18 protein-coding genes are annotated in these 17,524 nt (G+C 69.9%); 12 read left to right on the forward strand and 6 right to left on the reverse strand.

What is annotated here, in order from left to right; translation table 11 throughout:
• Positions 1-71: 71 nt before the first annotated feature.
• The 4 genes from LX14_RS04740 (at position 72) to LX14_RS04755 (ending at position 5,051) form a co-directional block, all read left to right on the forward strand.
• Positions 72-1,625 carry an MFS transporter gene (locus tag LX14_RS04740; protein WP_253646108.1) on the forward strand — a complete coding sequence of 518 codons (1,554 nt, stop codon included), beginning with the start codon at positions 72-74 and terminating at the stop codon, positions 1,623-1,625.
• A gap of 71 nt (positions 1,626-1,696) precedes the next feature.
• Entirely contained in the window at positions 1,697-3,538 is a 1,842-nt protein-coding gene (locus LX14_RS04745) for a hypothetical protein (protein ID WP_253646109.1), read from the forward strand.
• Positions 3,535-3,735, forward strand: a complete 201-nt coding sequence (locus LX14_RS04750; RefSeq protein WP_253646110.1) for a hypothetical protein — start codon at positions 3,535-3,537, stop codon at positions 3,733-3,735. Before LX14_RS04745 ends, LX14_RS04750 begins: the two co-directional genes overlap by 4 nt.
• Entirely contained in the window at positions 3,732-5,051 is a 1,320-nt protein-coding gene (locus LX14_RS04755; RefSeq protein WP_253646111.1) for a hypothetical protein, read from the forward strand. The genes LX14_RS04750 and LX14_RS04755 overlap by 4 nt, the downstream gene beginning before the upstream one ends.
• Here LX14_RS04755 and LX14_RS04760 read toward each other — a convergent pair whose 3' ends face one another.
• Positions 5,052-6,302 (reverse strand): NAD(P)/FAD-dependent oxidoreductase, encoded by a 1,251-nt coding sequence (locus LX14_RS04760; RefSeq protein ID WP_253646112.1) that lies wholly within the window; start codon positions 6,300-6,302, stop codon positions 5,052-5,054.
• A 147-nt stretch (positions 6,303-6,449) separates the two neighbouring features.
• On the opposite strand from LX14_RS04760, the gene LX14_RS04765 reads away from it, so the two are divergent.
• Together LX14_RS04765 and LX14_RS04770 are read left to right on the forward strand one after the other, a co-directional pair.
• A complete protein-coding gene (locus LX14_RS04765; RefSeq protein WP_253646113.1) occupies positions 6,450-7,340 on the forward strand; it encodes a LysR family transcriptional regulator in 891 nt (296 codons plus the stop codon).
• Positions 7,337-7,927, forward strand: a complete 591-nt coding sequence (locus LX14_RS04770; protein WP_253646114.1) for a GNAT family N-acetyltransferase — start codon at positions 7,337-7,339, stop codon at positions 7,925-7,927. Before LX14_RS04765 ends, LX14_RS04770 begins: the two co-directional genes overlap by 4 nt.
• Here the strand turns inward: LX14_RS04770 and LX14_RS04775 are convergent.
• Positions 7,858-9,018, reverse strand: a complete 1,161-nt coding sequence (locus LX14_RS04775) for a CaiB/BaiF CoA transferase family protein (protein WP_253646115.1) — start codon at positions 9,016-9,018, stop codon at positions 7,858-7,860. The genes LX14_RS04770 and LX14_RS04775 overlap by 70 nt on opposite strands.
• An 83-nt stretch (positions 9,019-9,101) precedes the next feature.
• Between LX14_RS04775 and LX14_RS04780 the strand changes: the two genes are divergently transcribed.
• From LX14_RS04780 to LX14_RS04790, 3 genes are read left to right on the forward strand one after another with little or no spacing between them, the layout of a single operon-like run.
• Positions 9,102-9,614, forward strand: a complete 513-nt coding sequence (locus LX14_RS04780) for a GNAT family N-acetyltransferase (protein ID WP_253646116.1) — start codon at positions 9,102-9,104, stop codon at positions 9,612-9,614.
• A gap of 42 nt (positions 9,615-9,656) precedes the next feature.
• Positions 9,657-11,126, forward strand: a complete 1,470-nt coding sequence (locus tag LX14_RS04785) for an MFS transporter (protein ID WP_372505250.1) — start codon at positions 9,657-9,659, stop codon at positions 11,124-11,126.
• A 1-nt stretch (position 11,127) separates the two neighbouring features.
• Positions 11,128-11,601 carry a MarR family winged helix-turn-helix transcriptional regulator gene (locus LX14_RS04790; RefSeq protein ID WP_253646118.1) on the forward strand — a complete coding sequence of 158 codons (474 nt, stop codon included), beginning with the start codon at positions 11,128-11,130 and terminating at the stop codon, positions 11,599-11,601.
• 10 nt (positions 11,602-11,611) lie between these two features.
• On the opposite strand, the gene LX14_RS04795 is transcribed toward LX14_RS04790, so the two are convergent.
• Both LX14_RS04795 and LX14_RS04800 read right to left on the reverse strand, forming a co-directional pair.
• Positions 11,612-12,667 (reverse strand): isopenicillin N synthase family dioxygenase, encoded by a 1,056-nt coding sequence (locus LX14_RS04795; protein ID WP_253646119.1) that lies wholly within the window; start codon positions 12,665-12,667, stop codon positions 11,612-11,614.
• 112 nt (positions 12,668-12,779) lie between these two features.
• Complete coding sequence (locus LX14_RS04800) at positions 12,780-13,262, reverse strand: MarR family winged helix-turn-helix transcriptional regulator (protein WP_253646120.1); 483 nt, start codon at positions 13,260-13,262, stop codon at positions 12,780-12,782.
• A 92-nt stretch (positions 13,263-13,354) separates the two neighbouring features.
• Between LX14_RS04800 and LX14_RS04805 the strand changes: the two genes are divergently transcribed.
• Both LX14_RS04805 and LX14_RS04810 read left to right on the forward strand, forming a co-directional pair.
• Positions 13,355-13,954 carry a flavodoxin family protein gene (locus tag LX14_RS04805; RefSeq protein ID WP_253646121.1) on the forward strand — a complete coding sequence of 200 codons (600 nt, stop codon included), beginning with the start codon at positions 13,355-13,357 and terminating at the stop codon, positions 13,952-13,954.
• Positions 13,955-14,034: 80 nt separating this feature from the next.
• Positions 14,035-14,814, forward strand: a complete 780-nt coding sequence (locus LX14_RS04810) for a pirin family protein (RefSeq protein ID WP_253646122.1) — start codon at positions 14,035-14,037, stop codon at positions 14,812-14,814.
• Positions 14,815-14,826: 12 nt separating this feature from the next.
• Here the strand turns inward: LX14_RS04810 and LX14_RS04815 are convergent, their stop codons facing one another.
• Both LX14_RS04815 and LX14_RS04820 read right to left on the reverse strand, forming a co-directional pair.
• Positions 14,827-15,600, reverse strand: a complete 774-nt coding sequence (locus LX14_RS04815; protein ID WP_253646123.1) for a PIG-L deacetylase family protein — start codon at positions 15,598-15,600, stop codon at positions 14,827-14,829.
• 29 nt (positions 15,601-15,629) lie between these two features.
• Positions 15,630-16,763 (reverse strand): FAD-dependent oxidoreductase, encoded by a 1,134-nt coding sequence (locus LX14_RS04820; protein ID WP_253646124.1) that lies wholly within the window; start codon positions 16,761-16,763, stop codon positions 15,630-15,632.
• 84 nt (positions 16,764-16,847) lie between these two features.
• Between LX14_RS04820 and LX14_RS04825 the strand changes: the two genes are divergently transcribed.
• Entirely contained in the window at positions 16,848-17,519 is a 672-nt protein-coding gene (locus LX14_RS04825; protein WP_253646125.1) for a TetR/AcrR family transcriptional regulator, read from the forward strand.
• Positions 17,520-17,524 lie beyond the last annotated feature (5 nt).

The following is a 17,524-nucleotide window of genomic DNA, read 5'->3' on the forward strand; positions in this document are numbered from 1 at the left end:
GAAGTCAATTCTTGAGTATCCACTCAGAATATGCGATCTTTCCTGAGCACGCACTCAGACCTGGAGGCACCATGGCCCGCAAGTGGCTCACCCTGACCGCCGTGTGCACCGGCGTCTTCATGCTCCTGCTCGACGTCACGATCGTGAACGTCGCGCTCCCCGACATCCAGAAGGACCTCGACTCGAACCTGTCGGACCTGCAGTGGGTCGTCGACGCGTACGCGCTGTCGCTGGCCGCGCTGCTGCTCACGTCGGGCACGATCGCCGACATCGTCGGCCGACGCCTGGTCTTCGCGACGGGGATCGTCGTGTTCACGGTCGGGTCACTCGCCTGCGGCCTGGCCCCGAACATCCTCACGCTGATCATCGCCCGCCTGGCGCAGGGCGTCGGCGGCGCGATCATGTTCGCGACGGCTCTCGCGCTGCTCGCCCAGGCCTTCGCCCCGCGCGAGCGCGGCACCGCCTTCGGCGTCTTCGGCGCCGTCACCGGCGTGTCGGTCGCCGTGGGCCCGGTCCTCGGCGGCGTCCTCACCACCGGCCTGTCCTGGCACTGGATCTTCTTCGTCAACATCCCGGTCGGCGTGATCGCACTGATCATCACGATCGTCGGGGTCGACGAGTCGAAGGCGCCGGGCACCCACAGGATCGACTGGCTCGGATGCGTGACCTTCAGTGCCGCACTGGCGTTCCTGGTGTTCGGGTTGATCCGCAGCCACGCCGACGGGTGGGGTTCGCTGCAGGTCTCGGGGTCCCTGATCGCCGCCGCGGTCCTGCTGGTCGCGTTCGCGGTGATCGAACGGATGGTGGCCGAACCGATGGTCGACGCCTCGCTGTTCCGGGTCCCGACGTTCACCGGTGGCCTGATCGCGGCATGGGCCATCTCGGCGGCCATGTTCTCGCTGCTGACCTACATCGTCATCTACCTGCAGGGCACGATGGGATATTCGGCGCTGCAGGCCGGGCTGTACTTCCTGCCGTTCTCCGGACTCGTCTTCGTCGCCGCGGCGATCGCCGGTCGACTCTCGGACAAGGTGCCCGCGCGCTGGCTCATCACGCCCGGGTTCGTCCTGGTCGGCGTGGGCCTGTTGCTCATGCGCGGCACGGATCCCACCGGCGGCTGGACCCAGTTCGTGCCCGGTTTCGTCGTCGCCGGGATCGGGACCGGTCTCATCAACGTCCCGCTGGCGTCGACGGCGGTCGGCGTGGTGGAGCAGGCGCGCGCAGGCATGGCGTCGGGGATGAACTCGACGTTCCGACAGATCGGGATCGCCACCGGCGTCGCGCTCCTCGGCAGCCTGCTCGCCTCCCGCCTCAGCGACAACGTCCAGCAGGCCCTGGCGGGGACACCGCTCGCCGAGAGGGGACGCGAGATCGGGGATGCCGTCGCCAACGGCGCCGCGGGTCAGGTCATCGCCTCGGTGCCCGCTCCGCTCCGTGAACTGGTGGCCGACCGGGCCGGTCGCGGGTACGCCGACGCGCTCGACCTCATCCTGCTCATCGCCGCGTGCATCGCGGGTGCGGCAGCCGTGTGCTCGGCGGTGCTGATCCGGTCGAAGGACTTCCACGCCGCCCGAGTGGAGGCCGGCCAGGCCGTCGACCCCGGGTTGGCGACCGCCGAGTCCTGACCCGGCTCGACAACCGGGCGAATCCCGCGAAACGCTTCCTTCGGGCGCTCTGACCGGGCACCATTCGAACCATGACAACGACGGTTGGTGTGGTCCTGGCGGCGCCGGGGTCCGAGGGCGGCGGCGCCGCGCTCGATCAGGTCTTCGGGATGAGTGCGGCGGCAGCCGTCGTCTCCGTCGCCCTGCTGTGGATCGGCTGGCGACACCGCACGCACAAGATCACCTGGCTGGCGCGACTGGGCGCGTGGGCCGGACGGACGATCAACCGCCCGGGCTGGGCGGCGCTGCCGGTCGGCATGTTCATCTCGACGATCATCTGCGCGCTCTTCGGGTTCCTCTGGGACGTCAGCCTGCACGTCGGCAAGGGGCGCGATGCCGGCCCCCTGGCGAACCCCGCCCATTACTTCATCCTGGTGGGCCTGTTCTTCCTGTTCATCGCGGGCATGCTGTCGATCTTCCTGCCGTTCGAACGGCCCGGCCGTGCCGCCATCCGGATCACCCGCACCTGGTACGCACCGGTGGGCGGCGTGCTGCTCGCGGGGTGCGGACTGTACGCACTGATCGGCTTCCCGCTCGACGACATCTGGCACCGCATCTTCGGTCAGGACGTCACGCTCTGGGGACCCACCCATCTCATGCTGATCGGTGGTGCCGGCACGTCACTGATGGCGCTGTTGCTGCTGGAACGTGAGGGCCGCGCCGCGATGGGCGACGCCGCGCCTCCGGACTCCCGCGGGGTGTGGGTGATGCGCTGCACCGCATTCGGCGGCCTCCTCATCGGCCTGTCGGTCTTCCAGATCGAGTACGACTTCGGCATCGAGCAGTTCCGACTGGTCTTGCAGCCCATGATGATCGCGGGCGCCGCCGCGTTCGCGCTGGTCGCGGCCCGCATCACCCTCGGTCGCGGCGCGGCACTCATCGCAGCGGTGTCCGCGGCCCTCATCCGCGGTGCCGTCGCGCTCGTCGTCGGACCCGGGTTGGGTGCGCCCCTCAACGTCTTCGCGCTCTACATCGGACCCGCGCTGGTCGTCGAGCTCATCGGGCTGACGGCGCTGGTCCGTCGCCCGGTGCTGTTCGGCGTCGTCGCGGGTCTCGGCGTCGGCACGATCGGGCTGTGGCTCGAGTCGTTCTGGATCGACGGGGTCTACCACTACCCGTGGCCCACGAGCATGTGGGGCGAGGCACTGGCGATGGCCGTGCCGGTGGCCGTTGCGATGGGGATCTGCGGTGCTCTGATGGGGATCGTCCTCACCGGAGAACGTCTTCCCCGGCCGAAGCTCGCAGGGGTCGCCGTCGCCCTCACCGTCCTCGTCATCGGGGGCGCCGTCGCGAACGGACTGCGCGTCGAGGTCCCGTCCGACGCGCGGGCGTCGATGACGCTGACACCGGCGGCGTCGGTCGACGGCGAGACCCGCGCGACGGCCGTCGTCGCCCTCTCCCCCACCGACCTCGTCTCGGACGACCCCGAGTGGGTGACGATCCTGTCCTGGCAAGGGGGACTGGACAAGTCGCGCGGCCTGCTCATCGATCCGCTCGAGAAGATCGGACCCGGGCTGTACCGCTCGACGCAGTCGTTCCCGACCTCCGGCTCGTGGAAGACCCTGCTGCGGGTGCAGGACGGGACCACGATGACCGCGGTGCCCATCTACCTGCCCTCGGACCCCGGGATCGGCGCGCGGGAGGTGACGGCGGAGCCGCAGATGACACGGCCGTTCGTCAAGGAGATCTCGATCCTGCAGCGCGAGAGGACCTTCCACTACCCGAGCTGGTTGTACGGTGCGGCGTCGCTGGTGGTGCTGGTCTGTTCGATCATCCTCATCACCGCGCTGGCCTGGGGTGCCGCCCGGATCAACCGTGCCGACGCCCTGCCCGCGCGTTCCCGGGATCGCGAACCCGTGGAACCCCGCCCGTGACGGCCACCCTCGCCAGTCACTCACTGCTCCTCGCCCTGCCCGCGTTCGTCCCCGCCGTGCTCCTGGTCGGGGTGATCGTGGCGATCGCCGTCCGCGACCGGCGACGGGGCGACGACGAGGGCGACGAGCTGCCGCTCGAGGACTGGGGTACCGGCGACGGGGGTACGCGCGACGCGGGTGACGACGACCGGCGATGAGCGACACCGTGTTCTCCGCGCACGGACTCGGCGCGGAGTATCTCCCTCTGCCGTACACCTATGCGCTGATCGGCGGGGCGTGGGCGCTCACCGCGTCGTTCGCGATCGTCGCCTTCGCCTGGAAGTCACCGAGGCTCGACCCCGACCGCGCTGGCGTCCGACTACCGGCCTCGCTGACGCGCGCCGTCGACTCCCGTGTCGTGCGCGGTGTCGTCGCGGCGCTCGCGCTGCTGCTGACCCTGTGGATCCTGCTGGCCGCGGTCGCCGGTCCGTCGGACGCCGACGAGAACCCGCTCCCGGGTGCCTTCTACATCCTGCTGTGGGTCGGCTTAGTCGTCCTGTCGGTGCTTATCGGGCCGGTGTGGCGGGTCGTCTCTCCACTGCGGTTCCTCACCTCGGCGGTGCACCGCGCCCCGACCCGGACCTACCCGCAGTCGTGGGGTCATCGACCCGCCGCCCTCGGACTGCTCGCGTTCGTGTGGCTGGAACTGGCATCGCCGGACCCCGACTCGGTTCTGGCGGTGCGGATCTGGCTGGCGCTCTACGTCGTCGTCATGCTCGCAGGGTGGTGGTCGTTCGGGACCAGGTGGTTCGCCCGGACCGATCCGTTCGAGACCTACAGCGTGGTCGCCTCACGGATCGCCCCGTTCCGACGGGACCGTGACACCGGCCGTGTGGTCCTGGGCAATCCCCTCGCGCACCTGACGACCCTGCCGGATCGGCCGGGGATGCTCGCGGTGATGGCCGTGCTCCTGGGTTCCACCGCGTTCGACAGTTTCTCCGCTTTTCCCGTGTGGCGCCGGTGGATCGACGGTCTGGGTGAGGGCAGCGCCGCCGCGACGCTCGTCTCCACCGCCGCGCTGGGGGTCTTCGTCGCCGTGGTGGCGGTGACGTTCTGGGCGGCGACCCGCGCGACCGGCGGCGTCACACCCGAGCAGCGTCGCCGCCTCCCCGGGCGGATGGCGCACACCCTGATCCCGATCGTGGTGGGCTACATCCTCGCCCATTATCTGAACTACATCGTCGAACGCAGCCAGGCGGTGATCGCCTCCTTGGGCGACCCTCTGGGACGAGGGTGGAACGTGTTGTGGCTGGGTGACATCCACCCCGAGTACGTCCTCAGCGAGCACCCGACCGTGTCCTCGACGCTCAAGCTGGTGTTCGTCGTCGGCGGACACATCGCGGCGGTGGTCAGCGCCCACGACGCCTCGTTACGCCTGCTGCCCCGTCGACATCGCCTGACGGGGCAGCTGGCGCTGATGCTCACGATGGTGGGTTACACCTTCCTGGGCCTCTACCTGCTTTTCGGGGGCTGATCAGCCCGCGACACGCTCCGGCTCACGCTCCTGTGCACGCTGCGCGGCGGTCAGGGCCGGACGGCGATTGGCACCGTAGGCGCCGAACCACCGGCCGATCGCGTCGATGCGATTGCCCACGCCCGACAGGTAGTACAGGTGCACCGCGAGCCAGGCACCCCAGGCCGGCAACCCGCTGATGCCCGGGCCGACCGGTCCCTGCAGGACGGCCTTGCCGCGCCCGATGATCGACATGCTGCCCTTGTCGAAGTAGCGGAACGGCGTCCCGGGACCGATCTTTCGGGTGATGGTGTCGGCCGCGTGGCGGCCTTCCTGCATCGCGACCGGGCTCTGCCCGGGGTAGCCCTTCAGCGACGTCATGTCGCCGATCGCGTAGATGTCCGCGTACCCGCCGACCGTCAGATCCGGGTTGACGAGCAACCGGCCGGCGCGGTCGGTGTCACATCCGGTGGCCTCCGCCAGCACCGCCGCGAACGGCGACGCCGACACCCCGGCGGCCCAGATCACGGTGTCCGACGCGATCCGCCGTGTCGCAGCGCCCTTCTCGATGTCGACGGTGACGACGCCGTCGTCGATGTCGGTGACGAGCGACTTCAGCACCACGTCCACACCGGCGGCCTCGAGGGTCTTCTTCGCATACCGGCTCAGGCGGCCGCCGAACACGGGCAGCACCTCACCGACACCCTCGACGAGGGTGATGGACACGTCCGCGCGCTGGTGGCGGCGGGCGAGCCCGGCGATCTCACCGGCCAGCTCGACGCCTGTGGCACCCGCACCGACCACCACGTAGCTCGACGCGGAGCGGTCGTCGGGCCGGGCGAAATTGCGGACGAGCTGCTCACGCAATGCGACGGCGTCCTCGCGGGTCTTCAGCGAGAACGTCCGGTGCGCGTACTCGTCGTGACCGAAGTACGACTGCGACGCACCGGTCGCGGCGATCAGCGACGAGTACCCGGCCTGCTGCTCACGGTCGGCTCCGGTGTAGGTCACGCTGTGCGCGTCGGGGTCGATCGCGGTGACCGTGCCCTCGACGACGTCGATCTTCGTATCGACCGAGTCCGCAGCGGCGGGCGAGACGGTGTCGGCGTCGAGGACACCTGTCGCGACCTGGTACAGCAGCGGCTGGAAGAGGTACTGCGCCACGGAGCTGATCATCAGCACCGACTTGTCCGACCGCGCGAGCCGACGGGCGGCGGCGACACCACCGAACCCCGATCCGACCACCACCACGTCGTACTGCGGTGCACCCATGACCATCTCCTCACCGTCTCGTCGATCAGAGAACTTCGCGTTTCATCATCGACAACGCCCATGCTGACGGCGTTTCATCCGTCCGACCAGCGCATTTCTCCGATGACATCTATCTCGATCGTCGATCAATGGCGGTAGGGTCGCCCGGTGGAGATCCGACAGCTGACCTACTTCGTGGCGGTGTGCGGCGACCTGAGCTTCTCCCGGGCCGCCGAGCGGCTCTACATGTCGCAGTCGGCGATCAGTCATCAGGTGGCGCGGCTCGAGCGCGACCTGGGCGTCACCCTGCTCGAGCGCTCGACGCGGTCGGTGACGATCACGGATGCGGGACGCCGGCTGCTGCCCGTGGCCGAACAGATCCTCGCTCTCACCGACCGCGCCTACGCGGTGGTGCGGGAACGCACGTCGCGGATCCGGCTCGCCGCGAACATGTCCTTCGCCGAACGGGCGTTGGCCGCCATCTCCGACGTCCGCGACGAGCACACCGAGGTCGAGATCGAGTTCGTGCTCAAGGACTTCACCCAGCGCGTCGACGCGGTCGTGTCCGGTGACGTCGACATCGCCCTGATCCGCGGCGACCTCGACGACCACCGCGTCACCGTCCACCCGCTGTGGGTGGAGGACCTCGTGGTCGCCGTCGCCAAGCGACATCCCCTGGCCAGGAACGACACCGTCACCCTCGACGACCTCGCGCCCTATCCGCTGCTCCTGCCACCGCGTCGGCAGCAGGTCCTGCTGCACGGGATCGTCGAATCCGCCTTCGCCGCAGCGGGACTGACACCGCGCTACGGCGACCCCGTCCCCAGCGACCACACCGCCACGCTCGAGCTGGTGAACCGTCCGGATGCGTGGACCGTCCTCTACGACGAACCGCACGCGCAGGCCCTCGCGGGACTCCGCGAGTCGAGCGGACGGTTGCGGGTCCCCGTCTGCGGCATCGTCCGGGGGCGGGCCTCGGACCGTCGACGACCGTCCGGGGAACCCGTCGTCGATGACCTCCTGCAGGCCCTCCGACGGACCGGGGGTGAACTCACGTGAGCCTCGACTGGCCGCGTCGGATCCCGACCATCGCCGACGACGTCGTGGAACTGCGCCCCCTCGAGGCCCATGACGTCGACGCCGTCCTCGAGTGCGCGTCGGACCCTGTGTCGCAACGGTTCACGACCGTCCCCAGCCCGTACCGCCGCCAGGACGCCGTGGAGTTCGTCGACCGGGCATCCGCGCAGGTGTGGCCGGGCTTCGTGGTGGCGATCACCGAGGGCGACGACGACGACCTGCTGGGCACCTGCCACCTGCGAGTCCACGACGAGGACAGTGACGTCGTCGCGATCGGCTACATGGTGTCGCCGGCCGCGCGAGGGCGCGGCATCGCCACGCGGGCGACACGACTGCTCATCGACTTCGCGTGGTCGGTCGGTGCCCATCGCGTCACGATCGACGCCTTCGCGACCAACGCCGCGTCCCGCGCGGTGGCGGTGCGCTGCGGGATGCGACAGGAGGGGGTCCTGCGGGAGGCACACCTCGGCAACGGCGGGATCCGCCACGACGTCGTCGTCTACGGACTGCTGCGGTCGGATCCTGCTGCAGCGTCGGATGATCCGAGCACCGGGGGCGGCATCCGGTAGGTCGCCGGCGTCGCCGACAGACCGATCGGGTTGCGCACGGTGGGCTGCGCGACATCCCCGATCCGCGCCGTCGGGTCGATGCCCACCGACCGCGCGAAGTCGAACGCCTCGGCCATGTCGTTGATCGGTCCCGCCGGGACACCGGCCCCGGTGAGCGCGTCGAACCAGTGGTCGGCGCCGTGCCGGGCGAGCGCCGGCGCGACCGCCTCGATCAGCGCGTCGTGGTGGGCGACACGGTCGGAGTTGGTCACGAACCGCGCATCGTCCGCGAGGTCCGCGGCGCCGATCGTCTCGACGAAGCGCCGGAACTGGACGTCGTTGCCGACCGCCACCGCCAGTGGACGGTCCGCGGTGGGCAGGACCTCGTACGGGACGATGCTCGGGTGTCGGCTCCCCATCGCCGTCGGCACGACGTCGGCCGCGAGGTAAGCGGTGGTCTGGTTCGACATCGTCGCCAGCGCGACCGACAGCAGGTCGAGATCGACGCGTTGGCCCTCGCCGGTGCGGTCCCGGTGTCGCAGCGCCGCCAGGATCCCTGCCATCGCATGCGCTCCGGTGAGGACGTCGACGACGGCGACACCGACCTTGACCGGCGGGCCGCCGGGCTCACCGGTGATGCTCATCAACCCGCTCATGGCCTGGATCAGCAGGTCGTACCCGGGGATCGATGCGCCCGCGTCGCGACCGAAACCGGTGATGGCGCAGTAGATCAGGTCCGGCTTCACCGCGACGAGGTCGTCGTACCCGAGTCCGAGACGCTCCATGGTCCCCGCCCGGAAGTTCTCGATGACGACGTCGGCACCCCGCACGATCTCGAACGCCGCGTCACGCCCGTCATCGGTGGACAGGTCGAGGGCGACCGACCGCTTGTTGCGGTTGACCGACGCGAAGTAGGTGGCCATCTGTTCGGGTCCGTCGGGGCCCGGCACCTCGAGATGCGGCGGCCCCCACGACCGGGTGTCGTCGCCTGTTCCCGGTCGTTCGATCTTCACGACCTCGGCACCGAGGTCGGCCATCAGCATCGTCGTGTACGGCCCGGCGAGCACCCGACTGAAGTCGGCCACGACGATCCCGTCGAGAGCTCCCGCCATGTCCGTCCCGTCCCTCGTCGCCGCACGCCGTCGTGACACCTACCGTAGGCGGGCACCGCCCCACCCGATCCCGAGAGGCCCGCGTGATCGCCCACACCTCCCGCCTGACCCTCGCCCCGGTGGGCGAGCAGGACGTGGACGACTTCGTCGCGTTGGTGATCCGTCCGGAGCTGTACGTCGTCATCGGCGGCGCCCCGGCCGACCACGGCGAGGCCCGCGGCCGGGTCGAGCGGTGGTTGGCGGGATCCCCGGACCCGCGACACCTGTGGATCAACCACGTCGTGCGACACCGCGACACCGGCAGCCTGATCGGCCACTGTCAGGGCACGATCACGACGGACGACGATGCCGGCGCGCCCGATTGCGTCGTCGGCTACACCGTTCACCCCGACCACCACGGCCAGGGTGTCGCGACGGAGATGATGCGTGCGTTCGTTGATGTGATCACCTCGGAGTTCCACCCGAGACGATTCGTCGCCCACATCGCCCCGGGTCATGAGGCGTCCGAGCACGTGGCAGCGGCGCTCGGCCTGTTTCCGACAGGCCGACTCGACGACGCCGGCGAGCGGATCTGGGCGTCGCACACCACCCCGTGACGGCAATGTCCGGGTTGCACGGCCAACACTTGTAGTTTCACAATGGTTGCCATGGGTCAAGAACTCACCGCACGCCGGAAGACGATCATCCTGGCCACCTGCTGCCTGAGCCTGCTGATCGTCTCGATGGACGTCACCATCCTCAACGTCGCCCTCCCCGACATCCGCCGCGACCTCGGCGCGTCGGTGTCCGGGCTGCAGTGGGTGATCGACATCTACACGCTGACCGTCGCGAGCCTCCTGCTGCTCTCCGGCGCGACGGCCGACCGCTTCGGCCGCCGGCGCGTGTTCCAGATCGGGCTGACCGTCTTCGCCGTCGGATCGCTGCTCTGCAGCCTCGCGACCAGCGTCGACATGCTCATCGGGGCACGGTTCCTGCAGGCCATCGGCGGGTCGATGCTCAACCCGGTGGCGATGTCGATCATCACGCAGGTGTTCACCGGCAAGCAGGAACGCGCCAAGGCGGTCGGCGTGTGGGGTGCGGTCGTCGGCATCTCGATGGCTCTCGGGCCGATCGTCGGCGGCGTCCTCATCGACACCCTGCGGTGGCAGTCGGTGTTCTGGATCAACCTGCCGATCTGCGCGGCGGCGATCGTCCTCTCGGCGATCTACGTGCCCGAGTCGAAGGCGTCGACGGTCCGACGCCTGGACCCGGTCGGTCAGGTCCTCGGCATCCTCTTCATGGCGACGATCGTGTCGGGGCTCATCGAGGGACCGAACATGGGCTGGTCGGACCCGCGGACCCTGGCGCTGTTCGCCGTCGGGATCGCGGGCCTGGTGGGCTTCATCGCCTGGGAGCTGCGGCACCACACACCGTTCATCGACGTGCGCTTCTTCCGCAGCGTGCCGTTCTCCACGGCGACGGTGGTCGGGGTCATGGCGTTCGCCGCCTACGGCGCCTTCCTGTTCCTGATGTCGAGCTACCTGCAGAACGTGCGCGGCTACTCCGCGATCCACGCCGGCATGTTGTACCTGCCGATCGCGGTCGCGACCCTGGTCTTCTCGCCCGTCTCCGGGCGGCTCGTGGGCAGGTACGGGACGCGGCCGTCGCTGCTGGCCGCGGGACCCCTGCTCGCGGCGGGCTCCGTCCTGCTGACGTTCCTCACCCCGACCACCCCGGTCTGGCAGGTGATCGCGACGTTCTTCGTGTTCGGGATGGGGTTCGCCTTCGTCAACGCACCGATCACCACATCCGCGGTCAGCGGGATGCCGCGCGAGCGGGCGGGCGCCGCCTCGGCGGTCGCGTCCACCAGCCGCCAGCTCGGGGTCAGTCTCGGTGTGGCGATCAGCGGTTCGGTCGCCGGGTCGGCGATCGCCGCGAGCGGCGTGACGTTCACCGACGCGATCGCACCCCTGTGGTGGATCACGGCGGTGTTCGCGGTCGTCATCGCCGCACTCGGCCTGATCAGCACCACCGCGTGGGCAGACCGCACGACCCAGCGCATCGCCTACCTCTTCGGCGACGAGGCGACCGTGCCGGCGGCGTCGGCGCCCGTCCCGGAACGGGTCTGACGTGGAGTCGGGCACGCGGGCCGGACACTGGGCCGCTGCGCGCACGTCGGATCCGGCCGACGAGGCGTGGCAGCTCATGGCGCACTTCGTGATCGACAACCGCGGGGCGTGGAAGAAGGCCGTCACCGAGCGGACCGGTCTGGCGTTCAACCAGATCCGACTGTTGCGCCGCATCGCGGCGCAGCCCCGCTCGGTGTCCGAACTCGCCGAGGCGGTCGGCATCGACGCGCCCGCCGCATCGGTGGCCATGACGCACCTCGAGCGCGACGGTCTGGTGGCGCGTCATGTCGACCCGGAGAACCGGCGGCGCAAGATCGTGTCGGTCACCGAGGCCGGTCGCGCGGTGCTGCACTCCGCGATGACCACCCCGGACCCCGCGCCACCCGCCTTCGGCGTCCTCGACGCCGAGGAGATCCAGACCCTGCGCCGCATCGTCGGACGGCTCGACGGCGCCCGCGACGACGCGGAGCGCTGAGCGACCCCGGTCAGCCGGCCGATCGCACCGCGCTGCGGACGCGATCCGCCTCGCGGACCGCGCCGCTGTTCGACGTCCCCTGGCGGGACCCGGCCAGTTTCGCCGCGATGTGGTCGCGCACGGTGATCGGCTCGTAGGGGATCCCCTCGCCCTCCCACCCGCGCAGCGTGCTGACGACGGCGTCGGGATTGCCGTCGTGGAAGAACGCGGCCGACCGCCGGCGGCGGATGGTCCCGTCCACGATCGGGGGCTTCACGCGGTGCAGCGTCGACATCCACCGGTCGCCGGTGAGGCGCGCGGTGAGATCACCGAGGTTGACGAGCAACGCATCGTCCACCGGTGCCACGTCGTGCCACTGCCGTTCCGAACCCAGGACCTGCAGCCCCGCGACCTGGTCGGCCCACAACACCGTGACGATGCCGAAGTCGGTGTGCTCCCCCATGCCCGTGAGATCGCCGTCGAGCGTGACCGTCCCCTCGGGAAGCGCGTAGTTGTTCATCCGCAGCACATCGATGGAGTGGTCGGCGATCGACGGGAAGAACTCGTCGGGCACACCCAACGCCGCGGCGAAGATCGTGGTGAGCGCCCGGGCCACGCGCGACGCCTCGTCGAAGTAGGCCTGCACCTGCGACCGGAAGCCCTCGACCTGCGGCCAGACGTTGGTGCCGTAGTCCGACTCCGACAGATCGAGGTCGGGGAAGGACGCCGCCTCGACCCCGACGTTGTAGGCCTCGAAGAAGTCGTTCATGCCCGAGGCCGCCGCCACACCCAGGCTGAGCGACAGCGATTCGCTCGCCGGTGGGCTGTAGCCGCGGTTCGCGCCCGCCACCCGCCAGGTCTTCTTCGCGTCGATCGGGAGACCGAAGAAGGCGTCGATGGCGTCAGCCAGACCGTGCGTCACGGAGTCCGGGATGCCGTGGCCCCGGATCTGCATGAAGCCGACCCGACGGCAGGCGTCGTCGACGGCGTCGACCACCGCGGCGACCTCACGCGGGGAACCGCCACCGGTCGCTGCGCTGATGTCGATCACGGGGACGTCGAACGGGGGTTCTGGGGAACGGTCCATGGTGGATCCTCACCGGATGCGCGTCCTCGCATCTCGCCGACGCCGCGGTCGCGGTGTGCGGCGCTCCGCGGCCCCGCGCATCTCGACCGGCCTCAGGTTGTTGCCGGTGCAATCATCCCTGCGCTGCGACAGGCGTCGTGTCGTCGGCGATGTGGTCCCGCACCTCGCCGAACACCTGCCCGATCCGGTCGACGTCGCGCGGACTGAGGCTGTCGAACAGCAGCCGCCGCACCTGGTTCACGTGACCGGGACTGGTGACCTGCAGCTTGGCCCGCCCGGCGTCGGTCAGGACCGCGACCTGACCGCGCCGATCACTGGGACAGGGGCGCCGCTCCACCCACCCCAGGTCGACGAGTCGGCTGATCGCCCTGGTCACGCCGCTGCGGGTCGCCATCGTCGCATCCGCGAGGGACGACATCCGCATCTGACCGCCCTCGGCCTCCGACAACGTCACCAGCAGTTCGAAGTCGGTGAGCGAGATGCCGGCGTCGCGCTGCAGCTGGTGGTCCAGACGGGCGAGCAGCATGCGCGTGGCGTCGAGGTAGGCGCGCCAACTGCGCTGTTCGTCCTCCGAGAGCCATCGGACCTCATCCATGGGTCCCAGTCTAGACGAAGTAGTTGACATCGCAATCAACTTCGGTAGCGTGGTCGGGGACAGACAGACGACGAGAGGTGAGGGACACCCTGATGACGAAGATCGCGATCATCTACTACTCCGCGACCGGGCACGGCACCACGATGGCGAAGAAGCTCGAGGAGGCCGCACAGGCCGCCGGCGCCGAGGTGCGCGTGCGCCACATCGCCGAGACCACCGACCCGTCGGTGTTCGCCGAGAACCCCGCGTGGACCGCCAACTACGAGGCCACCAAGGATCTCCCGGCCGCGACCGGTGACGACATCGTCTGGGCCGACGGCGTGATCCTCGGTTCGCCCACCCGCTTCGGCAACACCGCCGGACCGTTCCAGGCGTTCATCGACACCCTGGGCGGCCTGTGGGCGCAGGGCAAGCTGGCGAACAAGGCCTACGCCGGGTTCACCTCCAGCCAGACCGCGCACGGCGGTCAGGAGGCCACGCTGCTGGCGCTCTACACCACGATCATGCACTGGGGTGGCCTCGTCGTCGCCCCGGGTTACACCGACGGCCTGAAGTTCGCCGACGGCAACCCCTACGGCGTCGGCCACGTCACCGGCCCGAACAACACCGAGGAGCTCGCGCCGGAGACCGTCGCCGCGCTCGAGCATCTGGCGCAGCGCATCGTCACCTTCGCCGGCAAGCTGGCACAGTAGGTCTCACCACCGCGGCGGGCGTTCCGACACCGGGACGCCCGCCGTGTCGTCTCCCAGGGTCGTCCCCCAGTGAGGTTCGCATGACTTCAGCAACACCCCTCGTCGACGTCCGCCGCGCGGCCGATCGCTACTCCACGCAGATCGGCTGGCTGGACTCCCACCACTCGTTCTCGTTCTCGTCGCACTACGACCCCGACAACACCCACCACGGGCTGCTGCTGGTCAACAACGACGACATCGTCACGCCCGGTCAGGGATTCGACACGCACCCGCACCGGGACATGGAGATCGTCACCTGGGTGCTGCAGGGATCACTGGTCCACCAGGACTCGATGGGACACTCGGGCGTCATCTATCCCGGCCTGGCGCAGCGGATGAGCGCCGGGACCGGCATCCTGCACTCGGAGAAGAACGACTCGTGGCGCCTCGGCGCCGACGCCGGCACCCACGGTGATCGTCACGACGACCCCGTGCACTTCATCCAGATGTGGGTCGTCCCCGACGAATCCGGGATCACACCGACCTACGAGCAACTCGAGATCGACGACGAATTGCTCTCGGGCGGGCTCGTGACCGTGGCCTCGGGCATGCCGGGGCACGTCGACCACTCGGCGATCCGCATCCGCAACAAGTTCGCGGCGATGCACGTCGCGCGACTACGGCCCGGCGGTGAGCCGGTCACCCTGCCCGACAGTCCGCTCGGGCACGTGTTCGTCGCCCGCGGCGAGGTCGAGATGGAAGGTGTCGGTCCACTCTCCGAGGGCGATGCCGTACGTCTCACCGGTTCCGGCGGCCAGAGGGTCTCCAGCGCGACCGGCGCCGAGGTCATCGTGTGGGAGATGCACGCGACGATCGGGTGACCCCGACGCGCGTCAGAGCGGCAGTCGGTCGACCATCGGTCGCTGCCGCAGATCGGCGTGACGGAACCACTCGACCCCGAAGACGGTGCGCAACAGCTCGATCGGCATCGCGAGGAACGGGCCGAAGTCGCCCACCTGCGTGGCGTGGGCGACCATCGCCGCACGTTTCGCGTCGATCACCGAGGTCACGTCGACCTCGACGGTGATCTCCGAGGCGGGCACACCGAACGAGTCAAGGTCGAGATCGGGGGTGTCCTCCGTCCACGCCGGGTTGGCCTTCATCATCGCCTTCATGCTGTCGCGGTTGGCGACGCTCTCGAAACGGTGTGGTGTCTCGGCCATCTCGGCGGCCGCGCGTCCGACATGGTGCACCGCGATGTGGTCGGGGTGGCCGTACCCACCGTTGCTGTCGTAGAAGGTGACGACGTCGGCCGACTCCTCGACGAGGACATCGGCGAGACGGCGGGCCGCCTCCTCGACCGGGATGTTGGAGAAGGCCGCGGGGTTCTCGTTCTCCGGCGTGCCCGCCATCCCCGAGTCGGGGTAGTCGAACATGACCAGCCGATGGACGCCGAGCGCCTCCGCCGACGTCTCCAGTTCTCGGCGACGCCGCGACAACAGCGACTCCCCCGGTTCGAGGATCCCGTCCGGGAACTCGCCCAGCGCACCGTCGGTGGCGGTCACCAACACCACGCGATGCCCGGCATCGGCGGCCAGACGGATCGTGCCTCCCGTCGAGAAGACCTCGTCGTCGGGATGGGCGTGGAAACACACGAGAACACTCACCCGACGAGCGTAGTCAGCCCGGCCCGACGTCACCGACCGGCCGTCGCCCGCCCGAGGAACGCCGCGAGTCCGTACGGCGCGGAGTCGCCGATGCAGAGCTCCAGGATCTCGCGGGCGTCGGGCCCCGCCGTCGCCGTGCGCGCCGCCATCGCCTCCTCATACTTGGCGATCGCCCGGTCGGCGTCGTCGGGATGCCCCGCCAGCGCCAGCGCGAGCTGTGCACCGTCGAGCATGGCCAGATTCGCGCCGTCACCGGCCGGCGGAGCGAGGTGGGCGGCGTCGCCGATCAGCGTCACCCCCGGGATCCGGTCCCAGCGTGTCCCCTCCGGCAGCTCGTGGATCCGTCGGATCACCGGGGGTGTCGCGGTCTCGGTGATGAGCGCGAGCAGCTCGGGCGCCCAGCCGTCGAACTCGGCGGCGACGCGGGCGCGGACGTCGCCCGATGCCTCCAGGTCATCGACCCAGTCCGCCGATCGGCGCAGCTGGAAGTAGGCGTGCAGCACACCGCCGGATTCGCGGTGGGTCGAGATCCCCTGTCCGGGGGACAGCGCGAACATCGCGCCGCTCCCGGCCAGTGCCGCGGTCGCCGGGTGATCGGTGTCGACGTCGTGCAGGTAGGTCTCGACGAACGTCACGCCGACGTATTGCGGGGCAGCGTCGGTCAGCAGCGATCGCACGCGGGACCAGGCACCATCCGCACCGACGAGCACGTCGGTGACGGTCGCGGTGCCGTCGGTGAACCGCACCTCGTGACGGCCGTCGTCGAGGGTGGTCACCGACGCCACCTTCATCCCCCACCGGACCGCGCCGTCGGGGAGGGACTCGAGGAGGATGCGGCGCAGATCGCCCCGCAGGACCTCGGGTCGACCCGTGGCGACGTCGTCCTCGGGGGCGTCGTCGTCGAGCAGGACGGTGCCGATGCTGTCGACGACGCGGGTGGCCTGGCCGCCGGAATGGATGATCGCGCGGAACTCGTCGGTGAGCCCGGCCGCCGCCAGGGCCGCCTGTCCGTCCTCCTCGTGGATGTCGAGCTGGCCACCCTGCGTACGACTCTGCGCCGACGACTCCGCCTCGTAGACGGTCGCGGTGATCCCGTGTACGTGCAGGACCCGGGCGAGGGTCAGCCCGCCGAGACCCGCCCCGATGATCGTGATGGTGGTCATGCCGACTCCCTCCGTTGCCTGGAACGGCGTTCCAGTCTCGCCAGCAAGTTTGGAACGCCGTTCCAGAGATGTCAAGATGTCGGCATGCCCCCGCGTGCCCGTCGTACCGACTCGCTGTCGAAGGAGGCCATCGTCGCCGCGGCGACGGAGATCCTCGACGCCGACGGCGAGAGCGCACTGACCTTCCGGGCACTCGCCGCGCGGTTGTCGACCGGGGCGGGCGCGATCTACTGGCACGTCGCCGACAAGGACGATCTGCTCACCGCGGCGACCACCGACGCCGTCGACCGCACGCTGACCGGGATCGACGATCTCGCGGATCCGCGAGAAGCGCTGCGCGCGATCGCCGTTCGTGTCTTCGACACGGTCGACGACCACCCGTGGGTCGCCACCCACCTCGCACGGGGCCTCGGTCAGCCGGGGATGATCGCGGTGCTCGACGCGATCGGCCGTCAGGTCGACGCCCTGGGCGTGCCGCCGGGGCGCCTGTTCGACACGGCCACGGCACTGCTCAGCTACATCCTCGGTGGGGCGGGTCAGAACGCGGCCAACGCCCGCCTGCACGCGCAGGACCCGGAGGCGGCCGGACGCTCGGCGGCACTCGGCCGGGAGTCGGATCGGTGGGCGTCCCTCGACGCGGAGCGGTACCCCTTCGTCCGGGCGATGGCCGACTCCCTGCGGGATCACGACGACCGAGAGCAGTTCCTCGCCGGGGTGGACCTCATCCTGGCCGGGATCGATGCCCGGGATGGGTGACGTCC

It is taken from the genome of Williamsia deligens (assembly GCF_024171765.1).
Taxonomy (GTDB): domain Bacteria; phylum Actinomycetota; class Actinomycetes; order Mycobacteriales; family Mycobacteriaceae; genus Williamsia_A; species Williamsia_A deligens.